Source organism: Micromonospora sp. WMMD737, from assembly GCF_049179055.1.
GTDB classification, from domain to species: Bacteria; Actinomycetota; Actinomycetes; order Mycobacteriales; family Micromonosporaceae; genus Micromonospora; species Micromonospora reichwaldensis.
The window spans coordinates 4,143,046-4,162,909 of record NZ_JBMHMH010000001.1 but is presented as its reverse complement, the minus strand read 5'-3'; the positions used below and the strand labels follow the sequence as shown (position 1 = coordinate 4,162,909).

The 19,864-nt window shown below is 70.2% G+C and carries 14 protein-coding genes, 1 tRNA gene and 1 pseudogene; 13 read left to right on the top strand and 3 right to left on the bottom strand.

The window, feature by feature from the left end; translation table 11 throughout:
- Positions 1–253: 253 nt before the first annotated feature.
- Positions 254–850 (top strand): annotated as a pseudogene (locus tag ACN27A_RS18125) (NADH-quinone oxidoreductase subunit C); the annotation flags it as partial.
- 707 nt (positions 851–1,557) lie between these two features.
- Complete coding sequence (locus ACN27A_RS18120) at positions 1,558–2,520, top strand: complex I subunit 1/NuoH family protein (protein WP_357883232.1); 963 nt, start codon at positions 1,558–1,560, stop codon at positions 2,518–2,520.
- 34 nt (positions 2,521–2,554) lie between these two features.
- On the opposite strand, the gene ACN27A_RS18115 is transcribed toward ACN27A_RS18120, so the two are convergent.
- Complete coding sequence (locus ACN27A_RS18115; RefSeq protein WP_421454919.1) at positions 2,555–3,625, bottom strand: glutathione S-transferase family protein; 1,071 nt, start codon at positions 3,623–3,625, stop codon at positions 2,555–2,557.
- Between the two features lie 197 nt (positions 3,626–3,822).
- Here ACN27A_RS18115 and ACN27A_RS18110 point away from each other — a divergent pair, with 197 nt between their 5' ends.
- Positions 3,823–4,257, top strand: a complete 435-nt coding sequence (locus ACN27A_RS18110) for an ester cyclase (RefSeq protein WP_421454916.1) — start codon at positions 3,823–3,825, stop codon at positions 4,255–4,257.
- Here the strand turns inward: ACN27A_RS18110 and ACN27A_RS18105 are convergent.
- Complete coding sequence (locus ACN27A_RS18105) at positions 4,238–4,810, bottom strand: Uma2 family endonuclease (RefSeq protein ID WP_421454913.1); 573 nt, start codon at positions 4,808–4,810, stop codon at positions 4,238–4,240. The two genes, ACN27A_RS18110 and ACN27A_RS18105, sit on opposite strands and share 20 nt — an antisense overlap.
- A gap of 93 nt (positions 4,811–4,903) precedes the next feature.
- On the opposite strand from ACN27A_RS18105, the gene ACN27A_RS18100 reads away from it, so the two are divergent.
- The 8 genes from ACN27A_RS18100 (at position 4,904) to ACN27A_RS18065 (ending at position 14,063) form a co-directional block, all read left to right on the top strand.
- Positions 4,904–5,530, top strand: a complete 627-nt coding sequence (locus tag ACN27A_RS18100; RefSeq protein ID WP_421454910.1) for a NuoI/complex I 23 kDa subunit family protein — start codon at positions 4,904–4,906, stop codon at positions 5,528–5,530.
- Positions 5,527–6,138 carry an NADH-quinone oxidoreductase subunit J gene (locus ACN27A_RS18095; RefSeq protein WP_421454908.1) on the top strand — a complete coding sequence of 204 codons (612 nt, stop codon included), beginning with the start codon at positions 5,527–5,529 and terminating at the stop codon, positions 6,136–6,138. Before ACN27A_RS18100 ends, ACN27A_RS18095 begins: the two co-directional genes overlap by 4 nt.
- Entirely contained in the window at positions 6,135–6,563 is a 429-nt protein-coding gene (gene nuoK, locus ACN27A_RS18090) for an NADH-quinone oxidoreductase subunit NuoK (protein WP_421454906.1), read from the top strand. Before ACN27A_RS18095 ends, nuoK begins: the two co-directional genes overlap by 4 nt.
- Positions 6,560–8,497, top strand: a complete 1,938-nt coding sequence (locus ACN27A_RS18085; RefSeq protein WP_421454903.1) for an NADH-quinone oxidoreductase subunit L — start codon at positions 6,560–6,562, stop codon at positions 8,495–8,497. The genes nuoK and ACN27A_RS18085 overlap by 4 nt, the downstream gene beginning before the upstream one ends.
- Positions 8,498–8,552: 55 nt before the next feature.
- A complete protein-coding gene (locus ACN27A_RS18080; protein WP_421454900.1) occupies positions 8,553–10,058 on the top strand; it encodes a complex I subunit 4 family protein in 1,506 nt (501 codons plus the stop codon).
- 43 nt (positions 10,059–10,101) lie between these two features.
- Positions 10,102–11,616 carry an NADH-quinone oxidoreductase subunit N gene (locus tag ACN27A_RS18075; protein WP_421454897.1) on the top strand — a complete coding sequence of 505 codons (1,515 nt, stop codon included), beginning with the start codon at positions 10,102–10,104 and terminating at the stop codon, positions 11,614–11,616.
- A gap of 169 nt (positions 11,617–11,785) precedes the next feature.
- A complete protein-coding gene (gene htpX, locus ACN27A_RS18070) occupies positions 11,786–12,661 on the top strand; it encodes a zinc metalloprotease HtpX (protein WP_421454894.1) in 876 nt (291 codons plus the stop codon).
- Positions 12,662–12,803: 142 nt separating this feature from the next.
- The gene (locus ACN27A_RS18065; RefSeq protein WP_421454891.1) at positions 12,804–14,063 is read left to right on the top strand and encodes an MFS transporter; all 1,260 of its coding nucleotides are present in this window, start codon (positions 12,804–12,806) and stop codon (positions 14,061–14,063) included.
- A gap of 55 nt (positions 14,064–14,118) precedes the next feature.
- Here ACN27A_RS18065 and ACN27A_RS18060 read toward each other — a convergent pair whose 3' ends face one another.
- Positions 14,119–14,613: a YajQ family cyclic di-GMP-binding protein gene (locus ACN27A_RS18060; RefSeq protein WP_089003198.1), complete on the bottom strand. Its 495-nt coding sequence runs from the start codon at positions 14,611–14,613 to the stop codon at positions 14,119–14,121.
- Between the two features lie 147 nt (positions 14,614–14,760).
- Between ACN27A_RS18060 and ACN27A_RS18055 the strand changes: the two genes are divergently transcribed.
- Both ACN27A_RS18055 and ACN27A_RS18050 read left to right on the top strand, forming a co-directional pair.
- Positions 14,761–14,844, top strand: a tRNA-Tyr gene (locus tag ACN27A_RS18055).
- A 781-nt stretch (positions 14,845–15,625) separates the two neighbouring features.
- Positions 15,626–19,759 carry an NACHT domain-containing protein gene (locus tag ACN27A_RS18050; protein ID WP_421454888.1) on the top strand — a complete coding sequence of 1,378 codons (4,134 nt, stop codon included), beginning with the start codon at positions 15,626–15,628 and terminating at the stop codon, positions 19,757–19,759.
- Positions 19,760–19,864: the final 105 nt, after the last annotated feature.

The window sequence follows — 19,864 nt, the reverse complement described above, 5'->3', positions numbered from 1 at the left end:
CCCACACCCGCACCCACACCCGCACTCCGCGTCCGCACCCCGCGCCCGCACCCCGCGTCCGCTCGATCATGCAGTTGTGGTGGGGGACGAAGGTCGCTTTCCATGCTGAACCGGGCACCACAACTGCATGATCGTCCCGGTGGAGGGGCGGGGGAAGGGTGGGGGAGGGGTGGGGGATCGGGGGCGGGGTGGGCGCGGGGCGTGGGGCGTTCGGTTGGGTGGGGGGTGCGGGGGAGGACCTAGGATCAGCGGTATGACTCCGGAAGAGGTCGGCCAGCGGATGGTGGCGCTGCTCGCGCCCGCCGAGGTGACCCCGTCGGTCTCCGGCGGCCAGGCGCACGCCCGCGCCACCGTCGACGTACCGCCGGCGAACTGGCCGGACGCGCTCCGCGCGGCCCGCGACGACGCCGAGCTGGCCTGCGACTACTTCGACTGGCTCTCCGCCGTCGACGAACTCGCCGGTGGCTTCGACGTGGTGGCGCACCTCTGGTCCACCACCCGCCGGCACGGCATCCTGCTGCGGACCCGGGTGCCCCGGGACGCCTCGGCGGTCGCCTCGGTCGTCGACGTCTACCCGGGCGCCGCATGGCACGAGCGGGAGACCCACGAGATGTTCGGCATCGACTTTCCCGGCCACGCCGGGCTGGCGCCGCTGCTGCTGCCGCCCGAGTTCGAGGGGCATCCGCTGCGCAAGGAGTTCGTGCTCGCTTCCCGGGTGGCGAAGCCCTGGCCAGGCGCGAAGGAGCCGGGCGAGTCCGAGGCCGGCGGCGGGCGCCGCCCGATCCGCCCGCCGGGCGTACCCGCGCCTGGGGAGTGGGGGACGACGCCGACACCTGCCGGCGCGGGCGGGGTCGGCGAAGGGCCGCGCGGCGGCACCCCGGCCCGCCCGGCCCGGGAGCGGCCCGCCCGACCGGCCCCGGGGGCCCGTCCACCCCGTACCGCCCGGCCCGCCGCCACCGCCGACGGCCCGGCACCTGCCGACGGCCCGGCACCTGCCGACCAGGCGGTCACCCGTCCCGCCGGCCCGGTGGCCGACGCCGGCCCGCCGCCTGCCGCACCTGCCGACGGCCCGCCGCCCGCCGACCCGGCGGTCACCCGTCCCGCCGGCCCGGCACCCGACGCCGGCCCGGCGCCCGCCGCCACCGCCGACGGTCCGGCGCCCGCCGACGGTCCGGCGCCCGCCGACGGTCCGGCGCCCGCCGACGGTCCGGCGCCCGCCGACGGTCCGGCGCCCGCCGACGGCCCGGCGCCCGCCGACGGCCCGGCGCCCGCCGACGGCCCGGCGCCCGCCGACGGCCCGGCGCCCGCCGACGGCCCGGCGCCCGCCGACGGCCCGGCGCCCGCCGACGGCCCGGCGCCCGCCGACGGCCCGGCGCCCGCCGACGGCCCGGCGCCCGCCGGCCCGGCGGTCAGCCGTCCCGTCGACCCGGCGGGTGACGCCGGTCCGCCGCCCGGCGGGCCCGGTCGGACCGCCCGCCCCGGCCCGGCGACGGACCGGCCCGCGCCCGAGGGCCCGGCAGCGTCGGAGCGTTCCGGCGACGACGAAGGTACGCCCTGATGCCACTGTGGTTGGAGCTGGTCATCCGGGTGGGGGGCGTGCTCGTCGCCTTCCTCACCCTGCCGCTGCTGGTCGGGCAGGCCGAGCACAAGGTGATGGCGCACATGCAGGGCCGGCTCGGTCCGATGTACGCGGGCGGCTTCCACGGCTGGGCCCAGCTGGTCGCCGATGGCGTGAAGTTCGTGCAGAAGGAGGACGTCACGCCCCGGGAGGCGGACCGGGCGGTCTTCCGGCTCGCCCCGGCGGTCGCCCTGGTGCCCTACCTGCTGGTCCTGCTGGTGATCCCGCTGGGCCCGGACGACCTGGTCGGGCAGCCGCTGGACATCGGCCTGTTCTTCGTGCTGGCCGTGGTGGGCGTGGGCGTCGTGGCGGTGCTGATGTCGGCGTGGGCGTCGGCCAACAAGTACAGCCTCCTCGGCGGCCTGCGCGGCGCGGCCCAGCTGCTCGGCTACGAGCTGCCGCTGGTGCTGGCCGCCGCGTCGGTGGCGATGGCGGCCGGGACGCTCAGCCTCTCCGGCATCGTCGAGGCGTGGCAGCCGTGGTGGCTGCTCTGGCAGGCCCCCGCCATGGTCGTCTTCTTCCTCGCCGGGCTCGCCGAGATCCGCCGCCCGCCGTTCGACATGCCGGTCGCCGACTCCGAGCTGGTCTTCGGCTACATGACGGAGTACACGGGCCTGCGGTTCGCGTTCTTCCTGCTCGCCGAGTACGTCGGGATCGTGGTGATCGCCGCGCTCACCACCGTGCTCTTCCTCGGGGGCTGGCAGGGCCCGTTCGCCGACGCGCAGCTCGGCTGGCTGTGGACCCTGCTGAAGGTCTTCGCCGTCTCGTTCCTGATCATCTGGCTACGGGTGTCCTACCCCCGACTGCGCGAGGACCAGCTCCAGCGCCTCTGCTGGCTCGTCCTGGTCCCCGTCTCCCTGGGCCAACTGGTCCTCACCGCCGCCGTCCGCGTCGCGCTGTAGCCGGCCCAGCACACCCCGGATGCGGGGCGCGCCGTCAGCGCAGCGGGGTGTGGGCGGGGTCGACGCGCTCGGCGGGCGGGGGCGGCGGGGGCGGGGTGCCGTCGCCGAAGGGGCGGCCGCCGAGGGCCTCGCGGCCGTGCGGGGTCAGCCAGTTCGCCAGGTCGGGACCGAGCGGCACCACACCGGTCGGGTTGATGTCACGGTGCACCTCGTAGTAGTGCCGCTTGATGTGGTCGAAGTCGACCGTGTCGCCGAAGCCCGGCGTCTGGAACAGGTCCCGGGCGTACGCCCACAGCACCGGCATCTCGGTCAGCTTGCTCCGGTTGCACTTGAAGTGCCCGTGGTAGACCGGGTCGAAGCGGACCAGCGTGGTGAACAGCCGCACGTCCGCCTCGGTGATGGTGTCCCCGACAAGGTAGCGCTGCCCGGCCAGCCGCTCGCCCAGCCAGTCCAGCCGGTCGAACAGCCGGTGGTACGCCTTCTCGTACGCCGCCTGGTCGCCGGCGAAGCCGCACCGGTAGACGCCGTTGTTGACGTCCCGGAAGAGCAGCGTGCTCACCTCGTCGATCTCGTCGCGCAGCCGCTCCGGGTAGAGGTCGGGCGCCCCCTCGCGGTGGTACGCCGTCCACTCGGTGGACAGGTCGAGGCTCATCGGCCCGAAGTCGTTGGTGACCACCTGCCCGGTGGGCACGTCCACGATCGCCGGCACGGTGATGCCCCGCTCGTAGCCGGGGAACCGGGCGAAGTACGCCTCGGCCAGCCGCTCGATGCCGAGCACCGGGTCGCGCCCGCCCGGGTCGAGGTCGAACGTCCAGCTCCGCTTGTCGTGGGTCGGGCCGGCCACCGCCAGCGAGATCGCGTCCTCCAGCCCGAGCAGCCGCCGGACGATGATCAGCCGGTTCGCCCAGGGGCAGGCGCGGCTGACCGCCAGCCGGTACCGGCCGGGCTCCACGGGCCAGCCGTCGCGGGCGTCCGCGGTGATCCGGGTGGCGATGTAGCGCTGGTCCCGGGTGAACTCGCCGCCCGGCTCGACGTACCGGCCGCCGGTGCGCATCAGCACCTCGTCCGCGTTGGTCGCCGCGCCGCCCTCGGTCGTGCCGCCCATGTCCGCCCCCTCCGCCGTCGCCCGTCGCTCGTCCCATCATGGCGGCTGCGCCGTCCCCGGGCGCGCCGAGTGCCGACCTGGGCCGTCGCGCCGAACGCCGCCCACGGCGTCCCGAAGGGGGCGACGGCGGCGGGCAGGGCGGGCGGAGGCCTACGGTGCTGACCTGGGCCGGGGCGGTCGGCGGTTAGGCTGCCGCGGTGATCGATGTGGAGGTGGCGGCCCGACGCTTCATCGCCGACGTGTGGAACGGCGCGCGGGAGGAGTCGGCGTACGAACTGGTGTCGCCGGAGTGCCCCGGGCTCAGCGGCGAGGGGCCGGAGGCGACGCTGGCGTGGCACCGGGAGCGCCGCGCCGCCTTTCCCGACCTGCGCTACAAGCTCGTGGACGTGGTGGCCGCCGGGGACCGGGTGGCGGTGCACTGGCGGGCGGCGGGCACCCAGGCCGGCCCGTTCGGGCCGGTGCCGCCGACCGGGCAGGTGGTCAGCTACTCGGGGGCGAGCTTCCTGCGCTTCGACGATGCGGGCCGGATCGTCGACGTGTGGAGCTGCAACGAGCTGTTCCAGCTCCTCCAGCAGCTCGGCGTCGAGATGCTGCCGCCCGCGGCGGGTGGGATCAGCGGGCCCGGGGCGTGATCCTGGCGAGCGGGATGTCGATCTCCCACGGCTCCGGGACGAGGATGCCGTCGGTCATCCGGGCCTGTTCGACGTAGACGCGCTTCGCCGGGTCGAGCTTGTGGGCGTGCACCACGATCCCGGCCTCGGTCTCGATCCGCCAGAAGTAGGGGATGTCGGCCTCGGCGTAGAGCGCGGGCTTGAGCACCCGGTCGATGCTCCGCGACCCTTCGGAGACGATCTCGACCACCAGCATGACCTCGTGGGGCCGGTAGTACGAGGGGTTGCGCGAGGCCGCGTCCAGCTCGGTGACCAAGACGTCGGGGATGAAGGACCGGGTCCGGGAGAGCCGCACCTCGACGCCCTGCGTGACGTCGAGGTCGGGCGGGCAGGTCTCCTGAAGAGCCGCACCGAGCATCAGTGCGATCGACTGGTGGAGTCGCGTGGGGGAGGGCGACACGATGAGGTTTCCGTCCAGGAGTTCGTGGCGGCGGCCGTCGTCGGGCAGGCGGTCGAGGTCGTCGACCGTCCACCCGCCCGGCGGCGGAAGGTCGCCCTGCAGCGCGGCGGTCATGGCGAGCCCTTTCCGGTGCGTCGTTCTCCCCGCCCCACCGTACCGCCGGCAGACCTCGGGGGGTGGTCGCGCGCGCCGCGGCCACAGGGCAGGATGGTCGGCATGACCGACCGCAGCGAGCGCAGCGAGCCCGGCGGCACCGGCGGAGACCGTGGCCTGCCGGGCGCGGGCCTGGTGAAGGGGCTCGCGGTCACGTTGAAGACGATTACCCGCCGCTCGACCACCCAGCAGTACCCGGACGTCGCCCCCGAGCTGCCGCCCCGCTCGCGCGGGGTGATCGCGCTGCTGGAGGAGAACTGCACGGTCTGCATGCTGTGCGCCCGGGAGTGTCCGGACTGGTGCATCTACATCGACTCGCACAAGGAGGAGGTGGCGGTGCCCGGCGCCGCCCGCCCCCGCCAGCGCAACGTGCTCGACAAGTTCGACATCGACTTCTCGCTCTGCATGTACTGCGGCATCTGCGTGGAGGTCTGCCCCTTCGACGCGCTCTACTGGTCGCCGGAGTTCGAGTACTCCGAGTACGACATCAAGGACCTGCTGCACGACAAGGACCACCTCGGGCAGTGGATGGCCACGGTGCCACCGCCGCCCGCGCACGACCCCAACGGTGAGCCGGCGAAGGAGGAGACCGCCGCCGCGCGCAAGGCCGCGGTCCCGGCCGCGCCCGCCGCCCGTCCCGCCGCCCCGGCCGTACGCCCCGAGCCCGAGGCCGGCGCATGACCGGTGCGGACGTGCTGCTGCTCGCCCTCGGCGCGCTGGCGGTCGGTTCGGGGGTGCTGGTGGTGGCGACCCGGCACCTGGTGCGCGCCGGCCTCTACCTGGTGCTCTGCCTCGGCGCCCTGGCCGGGATGTACCTGGTGCTCACCGCCGAGCTGGTGGCCTGGGTGCAGGTGCTGATCTACGTCGGCGCGGTGGTGGTGCTGCTGCTCTTCGCGGTGATGCTCACCCGCGCCCCGATCGGCGCCTCCGACGACCTGGACCGGCCGGGCTGGGCGGCGGCGCTGATCGGTGGCGGCACGGGGCTCGGGCTGGCCGCCCTGCTGGTCGACGCGTACCGCTGGACGACCGTGGAGCTGCCCGACGCGGGCACCGCGGAACGCCTCGGCGACCAGATCTTCCGTAGCTGGGTGCTGCCCTTCGAGGTGCTCTCGGTGCTGCTGCTGTCCGCCCTTGTCGGCGCCATCGTGATCTCCCGCCCCGACATCGGCCGGCCGAGGGCCGGGGACTCACCCGCCGACCGGCCCGACGCGGGCAGGTCCCGCGCCGACCGGTCGGGCAGGGCCGTCGCAGGCGCGGAGCCGCACGACGACGGCGGGCGGTCGCGGTGAGACCCGTCATCCCGTACGTCACCGCCGCGCTGCTGTTCGGCCTCGGCGTCTACGGCGTACTGCGCCGGCGCAACGCGGTGCTGGTGCTGATGGCCGTCGAGCTGATGCTCAACGCGGTCAACCTGATCCTGGTCACCGCCGACACCACCGTGCGCGCCCAGCTGCCGCACGGCGGTCAGGTCTTCGCGCTCTTCGTGATCGTGCTGGCCGCCGCCGAGATCGGGGTGGGCCTGGCGATCGTGCTCCAGCTCTACCGGCTCCGGTCCACCGTCGCCGTCGACGAGGTGCCGCTGACCGAGCCCTCGCCCGCTGCGCCTCCGGCCGAGCCGGTCACGGTCGGTGCCACTGCCGGGGCCGACCCGGGCGCCACTGCCGGGGCCGACGCCCGGCCCGGGTCCGCCGACGGTCCGGAGGGGGAGCGGTGAGCACGACCACGTTGCTCGGTGTGCTGCTGCCGGCCGTACCGCTGGTCGCGGGTCTGCTCGGTCTGCTGCTGCCACCCGCGCCGCGCGACGCCGGGACCGACGGGGGCCGCGCCCGGCAGGCGGCGATCGCGCTCGGCGTGACCGGGGCGGCCGGTGCGCTGGCGCTCGCCGTGGCGCTGCTGGTCACCCTCGACCGGCCCGCCGAGGCGTCCACCACCTGGGTCGACCTCGGCGGGCTCACCGTGAGCCTCGGGGTGCGGCTGGACGGCGCCGCCGCGCTGGTCGCCGTCGCGGTGGCCGCGGTGGCGCTGGCCGTGCAGGTCTACTCGATCGGATACCTGCGGCGGGGCCCGCACGACGACGTCGACACCGACCACCGCTACCCGCCGTACGCGGCGCAGATCAGCCTCTTCACCGCCGCCATGCTGCTGGTGGTGGTCGCCGGTGACCTGATCCTGCTGCTGGTCGGCTGGGAGGTGATGGGCATCTGCTCCTACCTGCTCATCGCCCACGACCGCAGGCTGCCGGAGGCGCCGGCCGCCGCGACGAAGGCGTTCCTGGTGACCCGGGTCGGCGACGTCGGCTTCCTGCTCGGCATCGCGCTGCTCGGCGTCTCGGCCGGCAGCTTCCGGATCGCCGACGTGCTCGCCCACGACCACGCCACCGGCACGCTGACCGCCGCCTGCCTGCTGCTGCTCGCCGGGGTGGCCGGCAAGAGCGCCCAGTTCCCGCTGCACACCTGGCTGCCGGACGCGATGGCCGGCCCGACGCCGATCTCGGCGCTGATCCACGCCGCCACCATGGTCGCCGCCGGCGTGTACGCGGTGACCCGGCTCTACCCGCTGTTCGAGGCGGCGCCGGTCGCCCTGGCCGTGCTGGGCGTCATGGCCTCGGTAACCCTGCTGCTGGGCGCGTTCGCCGCCACCGCCCAGGACGATCTCAAGCGCGTGCTGGCCTGGTCGACGGTCTCGCAGATCGGCTACATGACGGGCGCGCTGGCGGTCGGCTCCACCCCGGCCGCCCTGTTCCACCTGCTCACCCACGCCGCGTTCAAGGCGCTGCTCTTCCTCGCGGCCGGTGCGGTGATCCACGCCGTCGGCACCACGCTGATGTCCCGCATGGGCGGGCTGCGCCGCACCATGCCGGTCACCTTCTGGTGCACGGTGATCGGGCTGGGGGCACTGGCCGGGGTGCCGCCGCTGTCGGGCTTCTGGAGCAAGGACGGCGTGCTCACCGTCGCCCAGGACGCCGCCCTGCACGGCACCGGTCCGGCCCCGGCCTGGGTCGGCTGGCTGGTCTGGCTGGCCGGGCTCCTCGGCGTCGCGGTCACCGCCTGGTACGCCACCCGCCTGCTGCTGCGCACCTTCTTCGGCGAGACGCGGATCCCGCTGGCGCACCCGCACGACCCGCCCGCCGTGATGCGCTGGCCGGTGCTGCTGCTCGCCGTGCCGGCCGCCCTGCTCGGCCTCGCCGGCTTCAACTGGGCCTTCGCCCGCCGGCTGCTGCTGACGCCGACCGTCAGCGCGCCGGCCGAGGAGCACCTGCTGATCCACGTCGGCCCGGAGTTGCTGCTGCCACTGGCGCTGCTGGTCGTCGGGGCGGGGCTGGCCTGGCTGCGCTGGCGGCGGGACCCGGCCGCCGACCCGGCGACCGGGCTGGGTCCGCTGCGGCCGGTCTTCGCTGCCGCGTTCCGGCTCGACGACGTCCAGCGCGCCCTTGTCGTACGCCCGGCGAAGGCGCTGGCCCGCGCCACGCGTACCGCCGACGAGGTGGTGGTGGACGGCGCGGTCGAGGGCAGCGGCCGGGCCGCGCTCGGCCTCGGCGGCGGCCTGGCGTCGCTGCACCGCGCGGCGCTGCCGCGCGCGGCGGCCGGCGTGCTCGCCGGGGCGCTGCTGATCGGCCTGGCGGCCGTCGTGATCGGAGTGGCCCCGTGAGCGCGAGGAGTGAGCCGGTCTTGCGAGCCCCGCAGTCGCGAACTGAGGTAACGCTGTGAGCGCGGGGGAGTTCCTGCTGGTGGCGGTGCTGGCGCTGCCGGCGCTCGGCGCGCTCGCGGTGGCGGCGACGCCCCGGGACCGGGCGGCCCGGACGGTCGGCACGGTCGTCGCCGCGCTGACCCTGGTGGCCGCCGCGCTGCTCTTCCTCGGCGACCGCGGCTGGACCAGCTACGCGGCCGACACCCCCGCCGTGCGCCCCTGGCACCGGCTCGACCTGCCCTGGGTGCCGGGCCTCGACCTGCGCTTCCACCTCGGCGTGGACGGCATCTCCTGGCCGCTGGTCGTGCTGACCGCCCTGCTCACCCTGCTCTGCTGCGGCTACACGGTGTGGAAGGTGCCCGACGGCGGCAGCGGGCGGGCGCTGGTGGCCCTGCTGCTGGCCGTCGAGGTCGGCATCCTCGGCACCTTCCTCGCCCTCGACCTTGTGCTCTTCTTCGTCTTCTTCGAGGTCGTCCTGCTCCCCATGTACGCGATCATCGCCGGCTGGGGCGGCGCGGACCGGCGGCGGGCGGCCCGCAAGTTCGCCCTCTACACGCTGCTGGGCTCGGTGCTGCTGCTGGTCGGCGTGTTCGTGGTGGTGGCCGCCGCCGGGACGGCCGACGTGGTCGCGCTCACCGGCGGCACGGGGCTGTCCCGGGGCACCCAGCTCGCCGCGTTCACGCTGCTCGCGCTGGCCTTCGCGGTGAAGAGCCCGCTCTGGCCGCTGCACTCCTGGCTGCCCGACGCGCACACCCAGGCGCCCACCGTCGGCAGCGTGGTGCTCGCCGGGGTGCTGCTCAAGATGGGCACGTACGGGCTGGTCCGGATCGCGGTCGGGGTGGCCCCCGAGGGTGCCCGCTGGGCCGCCCCGGTGCTCGGCGTGCTGGCGGTGGCGGCGATCCTCGTCGGGTCGCTGGTCTGCCTCGCGCAGCGCGAGCTGAAGCGGCTGATCGCGTACTCCAGCGTCGGGCACATGGGCTTCGTGCTGCTCGGGGTCGCCACGCTCACCGCCACCGGCATCCAGGCGGCCCTGATCGGCAACGTCGCGCACGGGGTGATCACCGGCCTGCTCTTCTTCCTCGCCGGGGCGGTCAAGGACCGTACGCACACCGGGTCGCTGGACGAGCTGTCCGGGCTGCGAGAGACCGCCCCCCGGCTCGCCGGGCTGCTCGGCTTCGCCGCCGTCGCCTCGCTCGGCCTGCCCGGGCTGGCCGGCTTCTGGGGCGAGGCGTTCGCCGTGGTCGCCGCCGTCGAGGTGGGTGGGGCGCTCTGGACCACCCTGGGCGTGCTGGCGGCGATCGGCGGGGCGCTCACCGCCGCGTACCTGCTGCGGCTGCTGCGGCGGGTGACGCACGGGCGGCCCAGCCCGGCGGTCGGGCGGCTGACCCCCGGCCTGGCCGGCGCGGAGCTGGTCGCGTGGGTGCCGCTGGTGCTGCTCGCCCTCGCGGTCGGCCTGGCCCCGACCCTGGTGCTCGGCGTCGCCGAGGCCCCCGTCGACGCCCTCGTGGAGGTGCTGCGGTGAGCGAGCGGATCATCGGCAGCGCGCAGCGGAGCGGAGTGCCGGCATGAGCGTGGTGCAGAGCGTCGACAACGTGGCGCTGCTTCCGGCGTACCTGGCCGCCGGCACGGCCGTGCTGGTGCTGCTCGCCGACCTGCTGGTGGCCCGCGCCCGGGTCACGCTGGCGACGGCCGCCGTCGGCGCCGCGGCCACGGCGCTCGGCGCGGCCCTGGTCGGCGCCGGGGACGAGCGCCGCACGTTCTGCGTGGGCCCCGACTGCTCGTACGTCTTCGGCGGCCGGGCCGCCCTGGTCGCCGTCGTCGTCGCCCTGCTCACCCTCGGTGTGCTCGCTTTGTCCGGGCCGCTGCTGCGGGCGGGGCAGTCGCCGGCGGGGGAGTACTGCTTCCTGCTCGCCTGCTCGATGACGGGCGGCGTGGTGCTCGGCGCGGCCGGCGACCTGATCACCCTGATCGTGGCGCTGGAGACGCTCACCCTCCCGCTCTACGTCCTCGTCGGGCTGCGCCGGGACAGTCTGGCCAGCGCCGAGGCGGCCGTCACCTTCTTCGTGGTCAGCGTGGTCGCCACCACACTGACGCTGCTCGGGGCGGCGCTGCTCTACGCGGCCACCGGCGGGCTGCACCTGGGCCGGATCGGCGCGATCCTCGCCGACCGCGCGGACCTGCTCGACCTGCCCCTGACCACCGCCGCCGTGGCGCTCGTGGTGCTGGGGCTGGCGTTCAAGGTGGCGGCGGTGCCGTTCCACGCCTGGGCGCCGGCCGCCTACGACGGCGCGCCGCTGCCGGTGGCGGCGTACCTGTCCACCGCCTCCAAGCTGGGCGGCGTGGTGGCCCTGCTCGCCGTGGTGCAGCACGCGCTGCCCGCCGACGTGACCGGCCCGGTGCTCGCCCTGCTCGCGGTGCTGACGATGACCGTCGGCAACCTGGTGGCGCTGCGTCAGCGGCGTACGGTCCGGCTGCTCGCCTGGTCCTCGGTCGCCCAGGCCGGCTACATCCTCGCCCCGCTCGGCGCGCTGGCGCTGGCCGCCGGGCGCACCGCCGACGCCCGCACCGCCGCGTACGCGGCCGCCGTGGCGTACGCCGTCTTCTTCGTGGTGCTGGAACTGGCGGCCTTCGCGGCCGTGGTGGCGTTGCGCCCGGCGGGCGCGGACGGCGGCACGGTCGACGACCTGCGCGGGGCGGCCCGGCGCCACCCGTGGCGGGCGGCGGCGCTCGGCCTGGCGCTGATCGGGCTCGCCGGCCTGCCGCCGGGCCTGGCCGGCCTCTTCGCGAAGGTGACAGTGGCCCGTTCGTTGCTGGACGGCGGCGCGGGCTGGCTGGCCGTGGTGGTGGCCGTGAACGCGGTGATCGGCCTGGCCTACTACCTGCGTCTCACCGCCGCCCTGTGGGCCGCGCCGGCCGAGGGTCCGGCCGTCCCGGTGGGTGCCGCCGGCGGCGTCCCGGCCGTCGCCCACGTGGCCCCCGTGCGGGCCCGGACGGTCGGCGTGGTGCTGGCCGTGGCGACGGCGGCGGCGCTGGTGCTCGGCTTCGCCCCGCAGTTCGTGCTCGACGTCGCCGCCCGCTGACGCGGCGGTTCGCGTCGGACGGTCTTCCCGTCTTCGGGGGCTTCAGTCCCGACGGGCACTTCGGACATCCCAGGCAACTCACAGCCATGAGACGGATGGTTGACGGGTACCGGGTTGTTGGACCGGTCAGCGGATCCCGAGCGATCCGTGCTGCACCGAAGGAGTGATCGTGCACCACAACCGTCTGAAGACCGCCGCGCTGCTCGGCCTGCTCACCTCGCTGATCCTGGCGGTGGGCTACTGGTTCGGCGGCAGTGGCGGCCTGGTCATCGCCGTCGTCGTGTCGCTGGTCATGAACGGCGTCACCTACTTCTACTCCGACAAGCTCGCGCTGCGCTCGATGCGGGCGCAACCGGTCAGCGAGGCACAGTTCCCCGAGCTGTACCGGATGGTCCGCGAACTGGCCACCGAGGCCGGGCAGCCGATGCCGCGTCTCTACGTGAGCCCGACGTCGCAGCCCAACGCGTTCGCCACCGGGCGGAACCCGCAGCACGCGGCCGTCTGCGTGACGCAGGGGATCACCGAGATCCTCGACTACCGGGAGCTGCGGGGGGTGATCGGGCACGAGCTGTCGCACGTCTACAACCGGGACATCCTCATCTCCAGCGTGGCGGCCGGCCTGGCCGGCATCATCACCATGCTGGCGAACATCGCCTGGTTCATCCCGCTGGGCGGGGGCGACGACGAGGACTCCCCGAACCCGGCCGTGCTGCTGCTCACCATCATCCTGGGGCCGATCGCGGCCACCGTCATCCAGCTGGCGATCAGCCGCAGCCGGGAGTTCCAGGCGGACGCCTCCGGAGCCACGCTCACGAAGGACCCGCTGGCCCTGGCCAGCGCCCTGCGGAAGATCCACATGGGTGCCCAGCGTCGGCCGCTGCCGGCCCAGGGGCAGCTCACCAGCACCGCCCACCTGATGATCGCCAACCCGTTCAAGGGCGGCGGCGTCGCGGCGCTCTTCTCCACCCACCCGAAGATGGAGGAGCGGGTCGCCCGGCTGGAGCGGATGGCCGCGAACAGCGGCCCCGTGCAGTTCCAGCGCTGAGGCGCTGATCACCTTTCCGCCCGTGTCCGGTCCGCCGGACACGGGCGGACCTGCGTGTGAGCGCGTTAACCGTTTCTTCCACCCGCCGCCCGGCGTTAGGGTCGAAAGGTTCCCCGCTCGTTACATCCCCTGGAGGTCGACCGTGGCCGCACTGCGCCAGTACCTGGGCGTCTGGCGGATCCCCGGAGCGCCGATGCTGCTGCTCACCGGCATCGTCGGCAGGCTCGGGATCGGCATGACGCCGCTGGCGCTGCTGCTGGTCGTCGAGCAGGTCACCGGCCGCTACTCGCTGGCGGCCGTCGCCGGGGGCATCTACGCCCTCTCCGGCGCCGCGCTCAGCCCCGTGGCCGGCCGGATCGCCGACCGGATCGGCCCCACCCCGGTGCTCGTCGGCACCGCGATCGCCCACCCGTTCGCCCTGCTCGGCCTGCTCTGGTCCGCCCGCTCCGACGCCGGCAGCCTAGCGCTGGTCTTCGTGGCCTCCGGGGTCGCTGGCGCCACCTACCCGCCACTGACCGCCGCGATCCGGGGTGCCTGGAACGACCTCACCTCGCCGTCGTCCGGCCGGTGGCACCTGCGCAACACGGCCCTCGCCGCCGAGACCACGCTCTTCGAGATCGTCTTCGTGCTCGGTCCGCTGCTGGTCGCCGGCTTCATCCTGTTCGCCGACGCCGGGGCGGCCCTGGTCGGCTCGGCCGTGGTGACCCTGGTCGGCACCCTCGCGGTGGCCCTCGGCCGGGTCATGCGCGGCTGGCAGCCGCACCCGCGCGAGCACCAGACCAGAGGGCTCGGCCCGCTGCGCGTGCACGGCTTCCCGGCACTGCTGCTCTGCGTCGCCAGCCTGGGCATCGCCTTCGGCGCGGCCGGCGTGACCGTGCCGGCGTTCGCCACCGCCTACACGTCCGACGACCCCGACAGCCTCGCCGGGGTGCTGCTGGCCGTCTGGGGCGTCGGCAGCGCCGTGGGCGGTTTCTGGTTCGGCGTCCGCAAGCCGGCCCGGAACATGACCCGGCAGTTCTCGCTGCTGCTCGGCGGCGTGGCCGCCAGCTTCGCCGTCTTCGCGGTGATGCCCACGCCGGTGGCGCTGGGCACCGCCCTGGTGATCGGGGGCGCCATGATCGCGCCCGCGCTCACCCTGGAGAACACCCTGGTCGGCCGGATCTCCCCGACCAGCATGCTGAACGAGGCGTACACCTGGGTGGTGACCATGTCGGTGGGGGCCAGCGCCGCCGGCGGCGCGGTGGCCGGCCTGATCGTCGACCACGCCGGCGGGGTGCCCTGGGCGTTCGTCTTCGCCGGGGCCGCGGTCGCCGTCGGGGCCGGGGTCGCGGCCCTGCCCGCCGGGCCCATCTCCCGCGCGGAGGCCACGGCGGTACGCACCGAAGAGCTGCTGCCGGCCTGACGCCCACGGGTTCTGAACCGGTCGGCCCCACCTCGGCAGGGCCGACCGGACAGTGTCAGCGGTAGTTGGTGAACTGGAGGGCGACGCCGAAGTCCTCGCCCTTGAGCAGTGCGATGACGGCCTGGAGGTCGTCCCTCTTCTTGCCGGTGACGCGGAGCTGGTCGCCCTGGATCTGGGCCTGGACGCCCTTCGGGCCCTCGTCGCGGATCTTCTTGCTGATCGCCTTGGCCTTGTCCGAGTCGATGCCCTGGATCACCTTGCAGTCGATCTTGAAGATCTTGCCGGACGAGCGCGGGTCACCGGCGTCCAGCGACTTCAGCGAGATGTTCCGCTTGATCACCTTCTCCTTGAAGACCTCCAGCGCCGCCCGCACCCGCTCCTCGGTCTCCGCCTGGAGGCTGATCGCCTCCTCGCCCGACCAGGAGATCTCGGCGCCGGTGCCCCGGAAGTCGAACCGCGTCGCGAGCTCCTTCTCCGCCTGACGGAGAGCGTTGTCGACCTCCTGACGGTCGACCTTGCTCACGATGTCGAACGACGGGTTCGCTGCCATGCTCATGCTCCTGCTGTCCGGCGGTCTGTGGTCCTTCGTCCCCCGCTGACCAGCGGTACGACCCCCTGACGGTACCCGGTTGCGCCGATGCCGGGGTGAGCCGCTATCCTTGCTTCCGCTGCCGCGTTACGACGCGGTGGGGTGCCTGGCGGGTTGCCCGAGCGGCCAATGGGAGCGGACTGTAAATCCGTCGCGAAAGCTACAGAGGTTCGAATCCTCTACCCGCCACCAGGAGCACCAACGGCCCCTGACCAGCAGAAATGCTGATCGGGGGCCGTTGTCGTTTGTCTGGCGGAGTCCGGCTGAGTCCAGCCGTTGACGACTGGTTGTGGGCAGATGGTGGGCAGGTCGATCTTGCCGCTGAGAGCCCTTCTGAGGCTGTGCCTCTGGGTGTGGGCGGGGCTTGTCGGGCTGGTGCGGTCCGTGGGCTTGGGGGCCGGCTGAGGGCTTCGCGCTGGGGCGTAGTCGGCCGCGGGAGGTGGGCCGGGGGCAAGCCAGTCCCGGGGTTGGACTGGCGCGGCAGCCGGAAGCCCCGACCCTCGACCAGGTCGATCCGTTCGGCTTCCGTACCGCCTGGCCGTGGTCGTGCCATTTTTGGGGGCGGCGGTCCGGCGGCAGTCGGTGGCTCTCCGCCCCGGCGCCGGAGGCGGCCGGGGCAGCTTGCCGCCGGCCGGCTCACCGTCCCGCGCCGCGCGGAGCGCGGCGCCTTGATCCAGAACAGAAGAAATCGGCAACATCTTCACCTCTGCACCTGTCCCTCTGTCCTGGTCACGAGAGCTTGACGCACCGCAAACCAAAAGGGGAAGTCTGTGGAGAATCTGGCAGGGGAAATTCTTGATGAAGATCTCTACTCCTAGACCCTGCGTCCCTTCCGGTTGACTCGTGTCGCCAATCTGACAGATCGACGAATCAGAGCGCTACGGAACTTCCGGACCGAGTGGTCTTCCTCTATAGACTGTCCTGCCACCGCCAGTCTGTTCAGGCATCCCGCCGACCCTTCGATGGAGAGTGAATGCCGTCATACAATCTCAATAGTTTGGGCTCGACAGAGTTTGAGCGCCTTGTTCAAGCGCTGCTTAAGAGCATCATCGGCCCAGGGACCACAACATTCGGTGCTGGTCGTGACGGCGGACGAGAGGCGACATTCACCGGCGAAGCGGCCTATCCGTCCGACGCCGAACGCTGGCAAGGTAGTTGGATCTTTCAGGCAAAGTTCCACGATGTCGATCTGATCGGAATTGACAAGGCTAGGGCTCAAGTCTTGGCTGATCTTGATGAAGAGCTGCATAAAATAACCGACAAGTACAGACATCGGTGCGACAACTATATTCTAGTAACGAATGTGCCTCTATCTGGCGTTTTCAAGCGTGGCACAATAGATCGGATCAATAACGAAATTGCCCCCAAGTATGCAAGCAAGATTAAAAACATTGCTGTCTGGGGTGCCGATGATGTGCAGCGTTATCTAGAGCAGTGCAAGGACGTACGTACGGCTTTCCTTCAGTTTATCGTCCCAGGAGACTTGATAGCTGAACTGATGGCTATGGGGCGAGCACGTACGACGGAGATCGGCCGTACCATCCGCTCTTACCTAAGTACGAGCTTCACCAGAGAGCAATACGCTCAACTCGACCAAGCAGGTGATGTGTCGGACGATCCTGTCCGGCTTCAGCAGGTCTTCTTCGATCTGGTCGCAGAAGCTGAGCATGGCTTCCGCCTCAGATCGAGCACCGTGCACCAGAAGCGGCGGCAGGCATTCGGTGCAGCTGGTAAAGACCATCACTTTTATGTGGTCCGGATGATGGTCTCCGATGCTGTGCAGCGGGTGGTTCTTGTCGGAGGGCCTGGGGAAGGAAAATCGACTCTCGGTCAATATCTTGCGCAGCTGCATCGGGCAACCATCCTTGGCAGGACAGGCGAAGTGGCGGTGGAGGAGGAATACGTCCCAACCCTGCCTAGACTCCCCTTCCGAGTAATCCTAAAGGATTACGGGCAGTGGTTAGCGGCCAGACGAGCGATCGACCCTGCTTCGGGAGCATTAGAAGACTACATCAGCGAGGTAATCGCGACCACGACTAGCCGCGAAATCACCCCATCTGATTTGCATACCGTACTCGCGGAGAACCCTTGCCTGCTGGTATTGGACGGACTCGATGAAGTAACTGACATCGTTCTCCGGCGTGTATTGATGGAGCGCATCACCGAGTTCACCGAACGCTGCACCCTTCTGGATGCAGACGTGCAGGTGCTGGCCACCACTCGGCCCACTGGTTATTCTGAGCAATTCGACCGGAGGGTCTACCCGCACTTGCGGCTCGTTAAGCTTCAGCCCCAACAAGTGCAGGAATATGTGAGCCGCTGGGTTGCTGCAAAGGAATTTGACCACTCGAAAGCCATGCGAATCGTCCAGACACTAGACGAGTGCCTCGCTGATCCGCAGGTTAGTCTCTTAACTACAACGCCACTTCAGGTAACAATCCTCGCGCTTATCATATCCTCTGGCGGTTCACCGCCCAGGCAGCGTGAAGCGTTGTTTGACGAATATCTAGAGGTCATTTACAAACGCGAGACGGCTAAAGGTCGTCAGATTATCCAGTCCGAAAAGCAGTTGCTCCTTGGGTTGCATAAATTTGTAGGCTATATCCTGCATGAGGATGCGACGGAAGCGCGTGCTATTGGCGCTGTTCTGCCGGCGGACGAGTACGAACAGGTCGTGAATGAGTATCTAAGTCATGATGACCCGTACTCTCCTCCCGAAGTCCGGGCTACCGAACTACGTGGGATAACTAAGGAGCCAGGCGAGCGCCTCGTGCTGCTTGTGGAGCCCTCCCTTGGTTACTTCGGCTTTGAGCTGCGATCCATCCAGGAATTCTTTGCAGCGGCGCACTTGGTGGACACAGCTCGTTCATCGACTCAGAGGAGCGAGCGCTTTGACGCCATTGCCCGGCTGACGCACTGGCGGAATGTGGCCCTGTTCTTCGCTGGTAGAATGGGAAGAAGCCATCCAGGCGAGATCTTTGACTTGGTTGACATTTGCCGCGAGATCGATAGAACTCATCCAGATTCGTTGCTTCGACGGGGTAGCGAACTTGCCTTGGAGCTAGCCGCTGATCGGGCCTTCGGGCCCAAGAGGCGTGCACAAAGGGCCCTGATCGAGCACGCTATTCTTCTCTTCGAAGCTGACCTGAGTGATGCCAGGGCGAATGCTGCTCTTGACATGTTAAAACGCCTGCCCCAGGAAGACGTCAGAGATCACGTCCGTCCGATTCTGGCGGAAAAGGCAACGACGCTAGATCCAGATCGTTTGGCGGGATACCTGACAGCTGCACAGGTTGTTGGATTTGATGATCTCTGCGTTTCGATGCTGAAAAGGATGGCGGAGCGCCCGTCGCAGTATGCGAACGTTATCGCTGCTGTGCTTTGGAGCGATCTGGAGTATCTGCCCGAGGAAATTTTTCTTCCCGACTTGCTTGAAAGAATACCCGTAGGCAGGGTGCGGGAAATAATTGCGGCTACTCCGGGTGAGATTGTCCGTACTGTTTTTCTGCAGCTCCTCGAAAAGGGCAATTACGCGCTACTGGCAGACCTGGCGCATGGCTTCATGGTCGATACGCGTAAGGCGACTACAGATCTCCCTTCCGCCGATCGACTGCAGCAACTGCTTGGTGATTGGTGGCATTCGGAAACCGCGATTGCTAGTGTATCTGCCTGCGAGGCGGTTTCTATTATCGAAGAAGCTGCTAGTAACGACCGACGCCGGGATGAGTCCCGCGAGTTGCCGGCTGTTCTGAAGCTCCTTCGTGACTACAAGCTACCCAAGGGTGTGCTCGACGGGCCGGAAGCGCATGCAATGCCTCATGGTTTCGGTAACGATCTTCTTGCACCGATCTGGACTCTGCACTTTTGGATCGGCAACCCGAGCCGAGAGTCGGTAGGACGTTTCGCCCGCTGGTTTGAGGATAATCACGGTAAGAGGCCTGTTCGTGAATTCCTTGCCTCGGTACGCCGTCCCCTCGTTAACCCGGCGCTGGATTTGGCAATTGCGATCTTAGGGCGCAAAGGAGAGGGCGACAGGATAGCGGCCTTAGTCAAGGTGCTTCCCTACAGCGGAGCGGTAGGGACAGCGAACTGGTTGACGCTGAGACTGGAGGTCTGGGATGAGCTTTCCGATGTAGTGAGACGCTTCGGTCGGCCAACAAAAGGCGAAACCAGAAGATCGGCCGAAGAGCTGGCGAGTAGGGTCCGCGAAGTCCTTGAGGGCCGCCTTCCTGTCGAGCTTGTTGGCCATGTTGGATTTCCTCGGGGGGTGCGTATACCTAGCGGGCTTTTCGGGCTGCAGCTGGTCGAGGATCTTCTAGATTCTCGGCTAGCTACCTTTCCCCGTTTGAATGCGGCTGAGTTTGCTTTCATTCGGAACCCTGAAATCGGTCCTGTGGTCACTTGCCGTTTGCTCGAAGTGCTCTTGGACCAAGAATTCGTCCAGATCGGAGACGCGTTCTTAACTGTCCTCGCCGCTAACCTCTCCCCAGCAGTGAGTTGCCCAGAGCCGCTGCTTAGGAAGGCATTGTCCTTGGTTGGTCTGGAACTAGAAAGTAGCTGGATCGACTGCACGCCGGAATTGCTGGCGGTGGCGACTCGCGCTGTACTGGACAGGCTTGCAAAATTGGCTACGGAGGAGGGAGATAAATTTGTCAGGAGAGGCGCACAGATTCTCCTAATGAGCTATGCGGCCTCGCTCGAAAGCTACGACAGAGCAAACGAACGCCTCCCGGTACCGAGGTTCGCTGGTTTTGCCCAACTGCACCGCGACATTCTAAGATCTGAAGAGCCGCACGCCTGCCAGTTGGGTTTCTGGATGTTTCAGTTTCGGCCGGCTCAAACACCTGCGGACTTCGACGCTATGCGATGCGGCATACTTGGTGCGCCTACGGCGGATCTGCAGGAGACATTGGGGGCGAATATTAAGCTGTCCCTGGAGGCTGGCGCTAGTGTTGATCGATGGATCGAGTTGCTGTCGGATTGCCTTAAGGTGGTTAACGATGAGCGGGCCGCTGTCGTTGGGCACAACCTTCGTTCGCTGATGTCTAATGCGAACCAGAGCCTTGGGCCGCTCGAAGTGGCGTTGGGATTGCCCTTGCAGGATTAGCGGAGCCGGTGGACGCGTACACGCGTGGTGGCTCCCGATGCCCTGCGGGTCTGTCGGCGATATCTGCAGACCCGCAGGGCAGGCCCGGTACCGCAACTGGGTCTG

Excerpts from the sequence above, each read along its gene's own strand:
- ACN27A_RS18100 (WP_421454910.1), top strand. The coding sequence starts at position 4,904 with ATGGTCGGCATGACCGACCGCAGCGAGCGCAGCGAGCCCGGCGGCACC.
- ACN27A_RS18050 (WP_421454888.1), top strand. The coding sequence starts at position 15,626 with ATGCCGTCATACAATCTCAATAGTTTGGGCTCGACAGAGTTTGAGCGC.
- ACN27A_RS18075 (WP_421454897.1), top strand. The coding sequence starts at position 10,102 with ATGAGCGTGGTGCAGAGCGTCGACAACGTGGCGCTGCTTCCGGCGTAC.
- ACN27A_RS18095 (WP_421454908.1), top strand. The coding sequence starts at position 5,527 with ATGACCGGTGCGGACGTGCTGCTGCTCGCCCTCGGCGCGCTGGCGGTC.
- ACN27A_RS18120 (WP_357883232.1), top strand. The coding sequence starts at position 1,558 with ATGCCACTGTGGTTGGAGCTGGTCATCCGGGTGGGGGGCGTGCTCGTC.
- ACN27A_RS18105 (WP_421454913.1), bottom strand. The coding sequence starts at position 4,810 with ATGACCGCCGCGCTGCAGGGCGACCTTCCGCCGCCGGGCGGGTGGACG.
- ACN27A_RS18060 (WP_089003198.1), bottom strand. The coding sequence starts at position 14,613 with ATGGCAGCGAACCCGTCGTTCGACATCGTGAGCAAGGTCGACCGTCAG.
- ACN27A_RS18115 (WP_421454919.1), bottom strand. The coding sequence starts at position 3,625 with ATGGGCGGCACGACCGAGGGCGGCGCGGCGACCAACGCGGACGAGGTG.